The 8,855-nt window shown below is 69.3% G+C and carries 7 protein-coding genes, 1 tRNA gene and 1 pseudogene; 4 read left to right on the top strand and 5 right to left on the bottom strand.

Features of this window, described 5'->3' with window-relative positions; all coding sequences use genetic code 11:
* Positions 1–289: 289 nt before the first annotated feature.
* Positions 290–496, bottom strand: coding sequence for a helix-turn-helix domain-containing protein (locus G5C65_RS25035; RefSeq protein ID WP_165301184.1), 207 nt, complete (start codon positions 494–496; stop codon positions 290–292).
* Between the two features lie 163 nt (positions 497–659).
* On the opposite strand from G5C65_RS25035, the gene G5C65_RS40500 reads away from it, so the two are divergent.
* Entirely contained in the window at positions 660–1,178 is a 519-nt protein-coding gene (locus tag G5C65_RS40500; RefSeq protein WP_338146645.1) for a helix-turn-helix domain-containing protein, read from the top strand.
* Positions 1,178–2,425, top strand: a complete 1,248-nt coding sequence (locus G5C65_RS25025) for a tyrosine-type recombinase/integrase (RefSeq protein ID WP_165301183.1) — start codon at positions 1,178–1,180, stop codon at positions 2,423–2,425. Before G5C65_RS40500 ends, G5C65_RS25025 begins: the two co-directional genes overlap by 1 nt.
* A 40-nt stretch (positions 2,426–2,465) precedes the next feature.
* Here G5C65_RS25025 and G5C65_RS25020 read toward each other — a convergent pair whose 3' ends face one another.
* The 4 genes from G5C65_RS25020 to G5C65_RS25005 form a co-directional block, all read right to left on the bottom strand.
* The gene (locus tag G5C65_RS25020; protein ID WP_165301181.1) at positions 2,466–2,645 is read right to left on the bottom strand and encodes a hypothetical protein; all 180 of its coding nucleotides are present in this window, start codon (positions 2,643–2,645) and stop codon (positions 2,466–2,468) included.
* Positions 2,646–2,997: 352 nt separating this feature from the next.
* Positions 2,998–3,906 carry a hypothetical protein gene (locus G5C65_RS25015; protein WP_338146644.1) on the bottom strand — a complete coding sequence of 303 codons (909 nt, stop codon included), beginning with the start codon at positions 3,904–3,906 and terminating at the stop codon, positions 2,998–3,000.
* A gap of 103 nt (positions 3,907–4,009) precedes the next feature.
* A complete protein-coding gene (locus G5C65_RS25010; RefSeq protein ID WP_165301182.1) occupies positions 4,010–5,116 on the bottom strand; it encodes a S1 family peptidase in 1,107 nt (368 codons plus the stop codon).
* Between the two features lie 700 nt (positions 5,117–5,816).
* Positions 5,817–5,889, bottom strand: a tRNA-Arg gene (locus G5C65_RS25005).
* Between the two features lie 142 nt (positions 5,890–6,031).
* Between G5C65_RS25005 and G5C65_RS25000 the strand changes: the two are divergent.
* Together G5C65_RS25000 and G5C65_RS24995 are read left to right on the top strand one after the other, a co-directional pair.
* Positions 6,032–6,403: pseudogene (locus G5C65_RS25000) on the top strand (GNAT family N-acetyltransferase); the annotation flags it as partial.
* Between the two features lie 328 nt (positions 6,404–6,731).
* A partial coding sequence (locus G5C65_RS24995; RefSeq protein ID WP_338146643.1) for a PEP/pyruvate-binding domain-containing protein occupies positions 6,732–8,855 on the top strand: 2,124 nt, incomplete at its 3' end.

Genomic DNA, 8,855 nt, shown 5'->3' with positions numbered 1-8,855 from the left:
GTCCCCACCCCTGTCCGGGCTGGCTGACCGGCGGCCCTGACCGGGGACCGCCACTGGAGGCCACTCGACCTGCGGTGCGGTCCTTGTTGTCGGCGGGGCACCTTGCGACACTGCCTGCGCAGGGTTCGGAGAGATAGAGTCGTTCATACGGACGCTCCTCACTCGGTGGGGCAGAGACGTGCGAGGTCCCGGCTCCACCAGGTCAAACGTTCAGCAATGGGTGACACGTCGGGGAGCCTGCGGCCTCCGGCGTTGGCGCGCTGGAGGCCGCTCGCCTGCTCCCAGGGGTTCAGGAAGCCAGGTCCACGTCGTGGTCCAGCCAGGCGTCGACCTCGGCCCAGCGGTAGCGCAGGTGCTTGCCGACCTTGTGGACCTGCGGGCCGATGCCCCGGTACTTCCACTGATAGAGGGTGGGGACTGGCACTCCGAGGTAGTCGGCGACCTCCTTCGGGTTGGCCAGGGCGCGACGGCTGGGGGAAGCGGAATTGTGGGACACGGATTTCCCTTCTGAGTGGAGCCGTTCGGAGGTGTGGACAACACAGCCACACGTTCGCCGCGAAAGCGAGCGTCATTGTGCGGAGGAATCACGGCCGCACCAAACGGGGGTGGTGCGAAGTGGTAAAAAGCGTATGGAGGAACGCCGGTTTTGGTAACCGGCGATGTGGTGCTATGTTTCGCCGCCGACGGCGGACAGCTTGCGCCACGCCTCTGGACAGGGAACTTGTGCTGCGCCGCATGCGGCTCGTGGCAGACCGTCGGGCTGCGCAGCGTGCGGCGCGACAATCCGTGTGCGCCCGGCACTGGTCTGCGTGCGCGGGCTTATACACCATGATTCGCGGTTTCCGAAAACGCCAATGTCGAGCTACAACACCTACATGGCGAAACGACCTCTTGGAATTGGCTCTGCCGGAATCCGTACCGCCCGACTGATCGCACGGATCCGCGAGGGGAGCGGCCTCAGCCAGCGCGAACTGGCCGTCCGCGTGGCCCGGAACGGCCATACCCTGTCGCACACAGCCCTCAGCCGCATCGAACGCACCCGCCGACGCTGCGACGTCGACGACCTCGTGGCCATAGCCGACGCCCTTGGGGTCTCACCTGTAGATCTACTCCAAACCCTCGCCGCTGAACCGGGCTCCACCGCTGCCTGGGCCGACGGTCCGAGGAGGGAGGGCTGATGGCGCGGGTCTGGATCGAGGACCGCATCGGGCACGCCGCGTACGCGCGTGCGGTGGCAGCGGCCAAGAAGGCGGGCCGGACTCCGCCTGGGCGCTACCGCGTGCGCTGGTACGGTCCTGACGGCAAGCCGAAGATGAAGACCCTGGCTCGGAAGGTCGACGCCGAGGCCGAGCGGACGAGGGTGGAGTCCCGTCTCGCTGACGGCACCTACCGCGACCCGGCGGCAGCCCGTGTGAAGTTCGCCGAGGTGGCGGAGTCCTGGTTGGCCGCGCAGGTCCACCTCAAACGGTCAACGCGCAACCGGTACCGAGGCGTTCTCGACGTTCACGTGATCCCCAAGTGGGGGACGACACCTCTGGACCGCATCCGGTTCGAGGACGTCGCCGAATGGCTCGCCGACATGCTGTCCGGCGAGGCGACGGGAGGCAGGAAGCTCAGCGCGCGGTCAGTGCGCAAGGCGTACGTCATCCACAGCCAGATCCTCGGCTTCGCGGTCAAGTCTCGCCGCCTCGCGTTCAACCCGGCCGTCGGTGTCCCCTTGCCGAAGGCCGTACCGGCTGACCACGTCTACCTTGACGACCCGCAGGTCGAGGCTCTCGCCGACGCGGCGGGCGCATACCGGGTCTTCATCCTGCTGCTGGCGTACACCGGCCTGCGCTGGGGCGAGGCTTCCGCGCTCAAGGTGGGGCGCGTCGACCTCGATGCCTGCCGGGCACACATCGTCGAGGCGTACGTCGAAGACAACGGCAAGCTCTACCTCGACTCGCCCAAGAACCACGAGCGCCGGTCCGTGCCGATCCCGAGGTTTCTCGCCGAGGAGCTGAAGCCGCACGTCGAGGGACGGGACGACGGCGAGCTGCTGTTCACCTCTCCCCAGGGCGGACCGCTGCGGGCCCGCAACTTCCGTCAGCGGTTCTTCGCCCCGGCGGTGACCAAGGCCGGTCTCGGGCACCTCAAGCTCACCCCGCACAAACTGCGGCACACGGCGGCCTCCCTCGCCATCGCCAGCGGCGCGGACGTCAATGTCGTGCAGTCCATGCTCGGCCACAAGTCCGCGACCCTGACGCTGGACACCTACGGCCACCTCTTCCCGGACCGTCTCGACGAGGTCTCGAAGAAGATGCACAAGCGCCGTGCCAAGCAGTTGGCGAAGGCGAAGGCCAAGCTGGAGAAGGCGGAGAGGAAGGCCCGCGAGGCTGCCGAGGCGGTGGCCGACTTGGAGCGCTCTGACGGCGCTGCGGCCTGATGTGTGCCGGATGCGTGCGGAGCAGCCGCTGGGATGGCGCTCAGCGCCTGCGCCGGAAGTTCCCGTCCATGGCATCGGCGACCTCATCCTCGGCAAGCCCCTGGATCTCCTCGGGAACCTCGCGCTCGTCTCTTACGAAGAGGCGGCCACCGACGAGACGGGTGGTCGGATGCCACCCGAGACGTCGATCGGCCTGGGTGATCTCCAGACGGGACAGCACCGCTCCTGCTCGGCGAGGCGTGCGGTCACCTCCTCAAACTGAGCGCGCAGTTCCCCGATCTTCCCCGAGTGGCAGCCTCCCGCCGCTCGATCTCCTCCAGCCACGACACCATCGCAGCCACCCCCGGAACCCGGCCACCGGACACCACGACGAACGAGCAACCAACCCCGGTCAGTAACCGCGCAGGTCGAACGTCGCCGGAAAGGAGCCGCACCCGATCTCGTTCCTTGATCACCCGCAAGCGGCTTCCCCAGGCCAGCACTCGGATGCCCCTACGGGATGTGTACGTCCACCGCACGGTGCCGGACTCGCGGCCGCACTGACTACCAGTCCGTGGTCACGGAGGTCTCGCTCAACTCCAGCTCGGCGAGGGCCCGTGATCCGGCTTGTAGGGAACTGGTCGGCCGTTGATCACGTCGAGCAGGACGCGGTCGCCCAGAGGGCGGTCCAGCCTCACCGTCACTTGCTGTAGCTTCCCCTGCTTGGTGCAGTACCCCTCGTGCTTCCGGTGTTTGACGGAGGCCGACAGCACCACGCTGCCGCGCGTCTCCAGCACATCCACCACGGGGCCGTCGTCGCAGGCACCATGAAGGGCAACCACGGTCACCGAGCGCCCATCCGCAGCGATCCGGGTCAGGTGGTGGAGCGGAAAACCTGGAACGTCGCGGGCCCTCCCGATCGGCGGCTGGGGGAGTTTCGAGGGTTTGACGGCGGCCCGCTTCAGAGGAGAGTCATAGCCGTCCAGGGCGAACTGCCAGGCTGGGACTACTGCCGGGCCGCGGCTGGTGGCAAGGGTCATCTCACCCAGCTTCGCCCCGGTCACCGTCAGATGTGGTCTACCACCGGCATGGTCGCCGGCCAGGGCCTTGTACGACTCGTCTGCGCCCTCCAACGGCCGGGTGAGCGTCTCACCCCCAGCCCACGCTACCCGGCCGTCCTTGGGCCGGGTAGCGGGCAGCTTGCTTCGCAGGACGAAGCTGCGGTCCTCGTAGGCTTGCTCATCGGCCTGGCTCCGCAGGCCGCCTCGTGGCACCTGGACCACGTCCCCCATGGGGTGGTAGCCAGCACGCCACGCGGCAGCCGCATCTGACCCGTCCCAGGCCGCGGCGACCTGCTGGGAACGGTGCGCGATCTTCGTCATATCGCCGCCGGCCTCCATGCCCTCATCCTGGCTGCCACAACCGGAACTGGCGCCCAAGCCGACGACGAACAAGACCAGTACGGCGAGTCGGCCAGTGGTATTCGATGCCCTGATACGCACGTTACCTCCGGAACAGACAGCGACGTGGTGGTTGTCCCGATGTTCTGACGCGGCTGGCCCAGGATGGGTTTCACCGGCTGCGACGACTGGGGACGGCGCGCCGTCAGTAGACGTGAAGTCCTCGCTCGTTCAGCACCCTCTGCACTGGTTCGAGGTAGTTCCAGACACCGGAGTGATCGGAGCTGTCACTGCACTCCGTCTCGTCGGTGCCACCGGAGAGAAGGCCCAGAGCCGTCTTTCCGCGAAGTGCGGGCCCGCCGCTGTCGCCCCCCAGGGCGCAGGCGTTCGTCTCGTGCATGCCCTTCATCTTCTTGCCGCCGATGGTGACGGTCACCTTGACGATGGTGATTTTGCCCGTCTTGTCTTGACTGGAGACGCCTATCCGATCGATGCCCTCCCCTTGGACCGCGAAGCGGGAGTTGGTGATCTGTTTGTAGATGCCGCCCCAGTACCGGACGGTCCCGAGCGGTTTGATGTTGGGGTCATTCGCTCGGATGGTGGCGCAGTCGGCACACCGCCAGGGGGACCCGTCGGTACCGCCGCCGTTCCTGTAAAAGGTCTGCTTGCCGATCCTTTGACCGTTCCAGTCCATGTACCAGGTGTTGCCGGTGCCCGGTACGCAGTGGCCGGTGGTGAGTGTGTAGATCGCCCCCGATGAGCTCTTGGTGTTGAATCCGGCCGAGCAAACCCAGCCGGAGGACGTGATTCCATTGCCGCCGCGGAGGCTGGTGGCCTTGAACTTCAGCTTGCTCCTGATTCGGTCGATGCGTATCGCGCCAGGGTGAGCCGCAGCGACCTTATCGATCCGGGTCCGGCCAGCGGCGGGTACCTCGTCGAAGATCTTGACGTGCACCTGGTTGGACTTGGCCTCGGCGCCCCACGCCGTATTGTTGATGGTTCCCAAGTCGTCGAGCTCGTCGCCGATAGCCGTGAGTTCCGCCGTGCTGCGCTTCACGAGCTTCGGGATTCCACCTGCATTCCGGACGGTTTGCGCGGCCTCCTGGTCGGTGACCGTGACCACGAGACGCCCGTCCTCGTAGTACACGCCGCCGGTCCGGTCGTCGCCGAGCCTGTCCGCCAGCTTCTGCGCCTGAGTTGGACTGGTGAGCGGCTTCGGGGGGTCGTCGGCGGATGCCGGGGCTGCTGCCGCGACAGTGACCAGGAGTGCGATGGAACCTAACTGCGCAAACCTGTTCCGGGCGTGCTTCATTGCGACCTCCAGGGGCTTATCGAACCAATGGAACGGTCGTGCGAACTGTGACCTCCGGGAGAGTAGGTGAGAGCGCGGTGTTTAGATACCTTCGTTTTCGGTCAGATAGAGCTTTCTGCTGCGGCTGGAAAACTGGAACATGGGATTCCAGGGGTAGCAGCGTCAGAGGGGAAATGCTGGGCTTAATTTGAAACCGCCGTAGACGCACGAGACCCGGAGTTTGAGGTCGACCAACGGGCTGTCGAGGGCTGAAGCGCCGCAAGGCGTTGACCTGGTTCGCGATCGGGGTGGGGTGCGGCTCCTTTGCGCGGGGAGACGATCGGGGAACTGCCAGCTTGGGTCGTGGAGGTGGCCGGGCACCTTGCCGGGCGGGAGGCGGTGTGCTGGCTGGACCTTCACGGGTGCCGAAGCCGTCATCGCCCTCCGCACCGTCATCAGGAACGGTGATTTCCCGGACCGCTGGATCTTCCACACCCACAGGGAACGCGAACACCTCTGCCCCCGGCCCGACCAGCATAATTACGAACGACGGCCCTGACCGACGACCTCACTTCAGAGGAGCCACACCCTTCGTCTTTCGTGGGCATGGGCACAGCTCCCCGCACAGTGGGCACAGGCGAATGTGTGCCATATGTGTGCCGCACGCCGGAGGCCCCTCCGCCCACTCGGGCAGAGGGGCCTCTGACCTGCTGCTCTGCTGTGCCCCCGGCAGGATTCGAACCTGCGACACCCGCTTTAGGAGAGCGGTGCTCTATCCCCTGAGCTACGGAGGCCGGTGAAGGCCGGGGCCGTCGGGAAACGCGTCCGAAAATCGGCCGGATGTGGACGAATCCCACCGGTCGGCAACCCGACAGTACGTGTGGTGGAGCCGCCGTTGAGGGCTGCGCCACCGCGCACAGTGTAGCGGGTGGCGGGGTGGGGGCGGACAGCGTGCCTGAGATGCTCGACCTGGTCGCGCGGGTCCGACCGGGACCGTTCCGGCCGCGCACCCACGAGCTCGGCACCTGTCTCGGCATTCGCGACAACGGCACCCTGGTGGCCATGGCGGGCGAGCGGCTCCGCCCTCCGGGGTAGGCGGAGATCAGCACCGTGTGCACCGCGCCCGAGGCGCGCGGGCGGGGCCACGCCGCCTGCCTGGTCAGTGCGCTCGCTGCGCGCATCGCGGCTCGCGGCGAACGCCCCTTCCTGCACGTCGCCGAAGAGGGCGCCGGTGCGACAGCCCGCTACGAACGGCTCGGCTTCGAGACCCGCAAGCACGTGACCTTCCGCGGATTCCGCACCCCGTGACCGCCTGCTGACCGCGACCGCGAGGGCCGCGGACCACGACCGCCGCCAGGCCCTCGACCGGGCCTTCTGCTTCCTCGCCCAGCGTCTTGCCCCGCACGGCATCCGGGTCGGCTTGGCCGCCACTGCGCTCCCGTGCGCCTGTCGGAACTGCTGGTCCGGCGGGTGAGCGGGTGCGGCGGGCGGAAGGTTCCGGGTGCGGTGGAGGGTTTGCGGGGGGAGAGTTGGAAAGAGGTCCCGTATTTCGTGGTCGGGTGTTCACGTAGCGGAGTGTTCGCGTCAACCCACGGTCGCCGGAGCGCGTCTTGACCGACAGCGGAAGGGAGCCGATGTGGAGCCTGATCTGTTGTCCTTGTCCGTCGTCCCGCTCAGCGATCGGCGCGCGCAGGACGCATCGCTCACCGGGGCCAAGGCGGCCCATCTTGCCCGGTCGGCCGCGGCGGGGCTGCCCGTGCTGCCGGGGTTCGTTCTGGTGCGGAGCGAAGGGGAGCGCGGGGAGCGCGCCGTGCGGGAGGCGTGGCGGGTGCTGAGCCGGGACGGGCGGCGGGGCCTCGTCGTGCGGTCCTCCTCCGCGCTGGAGGACACCGCGGAGTCGTCCATGGCGGGGCAGTTCGAGTCGGTGCTCGACGTGCGCGGGTGGGAGGCGTTTCTGCGCGCCGTACGGACGGTGGTCGGCTCCTCGACGGAGGGTCAGAGAGAGTCGTCCGGGAACGGCGAGCCGGGCGACAGGATGGCCGTGCTGGTGCAGCCCATGCTGCGGGCCGCCGTGGGCGGAGTGCTGTTCGGCGCCGACCCGATCGCGGGGCGCGCTGACCGGATGCTGGTCAGCGCGGTGCGCGGCGGGCCGGATCAGCTGGTGGACGGCAGCACGCAGGGCACGCTGTATCAACTCACCCCGCGTGGCCGGGTGGTCGCGCAGCGGGACGAGGAGGAGGGTGCGGGCACGGGCACGGCGCGTGCCCTGCTCGGCGGGCGGCAGCTGTGCGTGCTGGCACGGCTGGCCCGGCGCACCAGGAAGGTGTTCGGCGGGCCGCAGGACATGGAGTTCGGGTTCGACGCGGAGGGGCGGCTGTGGCTGTTCCAGTCGCGGCCCATCACCGCCACCGCGCCCCGTGTACCGCGCGGGTCGCGGCTGCTGGGGCCCGGGCCGGTGGCCGAGACGTTCCCCGGGGTGCTGCAGCCCCTGGAGGAGGATCTGTGGCTGGAGCCCCTGTCGCACGGGCTGACGCTGGCGCTGGACATCGCGGGTGCCGCACCGCGCCGGACGCTGCGCCGCCTGCCGGCGGCCACCGCCGTGGAGGGCCGGGCCGCCGCCGATCTGCGGCTGCTCGGTGCCGTGCCGCACCCGCACCCGGTGCTCAACTTCGTCAACCCCGCGCCCGGCGCACGCCGGCTCTCCGCGGCCTGGCGGGTCGGAAGGTTGCGCGCCGCGCTGCCCGGACTTGCCATGGACCTGACAGCGGACACGGATCGGCAGCTCGCCCAGTTCCCGCCCCCGCACGAGATGCTGGGCGGTCAGCTGCTGAGCGCCCTCGACTGGGGGCGTGCGGCGCTGTCCGCGCTGCATGCCCAGGAGTCCCTGGCCGGCTCCTTGCTCGGGCCCGGCAGCGGCGTCACCGGCGCCTCCGAGGCGCTGGCCGTGCTGTCCGAGGGGCGGCGGCGCGGTCTGGAGGAGAGCGAGCTGCTGCTGCGGAACCCCGTGCTGCTGGCGCTCGTCCCGCCGTCCCTCGCCGGGCCCGAGCCGGTGCTCGACCGGCTGCCGGGGGAGACCGGCTGGACGGGCACTCCTCTCGGCGTCGGCGCGCTGCCCCCGCGCGAGGCGCTGCGGCTGCGTGTCCGCTGGGTGCAGGAGATGCAGGCGGCGATGGCGTGGGAGCTGGGCGTACGGATGGTCGCCGAGGGGGCGCTCGACTCACCCGAGCGCATCGCCCTCCTGAGCTGGCCCGAACTGCTGGAGCGCTCCCGTACCGGTGTCCTGCCCGACGGCTTCGCGGAGCGCGTGCTGCGGGCCGGGACGCCGCCGCTGCCCGCCATGTTCCGGCTGGCCGACGGCCGCCCGGTGGCCGCCCCCGAAGGCAGGGGAGCGGGGGCGGGGCAGGGTGCCGGCGGCGGTTCCGGGATGGGCACGGTGTGGAACGGGCAACCGGAAGGGGAGCCGGCCGAGCGCCCCGTGCTGGTCGTGCGGACGCTCGACCCGGGGCTCGGGGGCGTACTGCCGCGGCTTTCCGGTCTGGTCGCGGAGACCGGCAGCCCGCTGTCCCATCTGGCGGTGCTCGCGCGTGAGTACGGGGTCCCCACGGCGGTCGGCGTCGCGGGGGCGCTGGACCGCTTCCCGCCGGGCACCGTGGTCGCCGTGGACGGTGGCAGCGGTGCCGTGGAGGCGGTCGAGACGGGCGAGACGGTGCGTGCTTCCGCGCATGCGGACGGTGCGGACCGTACCTGTCTCTTATACACA

The sequence above is a fragment of the Streptomyces boncukensis genome, assembly GCF_011045075.1.
Lineage (GTDB): Bacteria > Actinomycetota > Actinomycetes > Streptomycetales > Streptomycetaceae > Streptomyces > Streptomyces boncukensis.
Note: the sequence above shows the minus strand (reverse complement) of the source record. Positions and strands in the feature narration are given on the sequence as shown.

Coding starts and splice junctions, on each gene's coding strand:
- G5C65_RS40500 (WP_338146645.1), top strand. CDS start 660: ATGTGGTGCTATGTTTCGCCGCCGACGGCGGACAGCTTGCGCCACGCC.
- G5C65_RS25025 (WP_165301183.1), top strand. CDS start 1,178: ATGGCGCGGGTCTGGATCGAGGACCGCATCGGGCACGCCGCGTACGCG.
- G5C65_RS25010 (WP_165301182.1), bottom strand. CDS start 5,116: ATGAAGCACGCCCGGAACAGGTTTGCGCAGTTAGGTTCCATCGCACTC.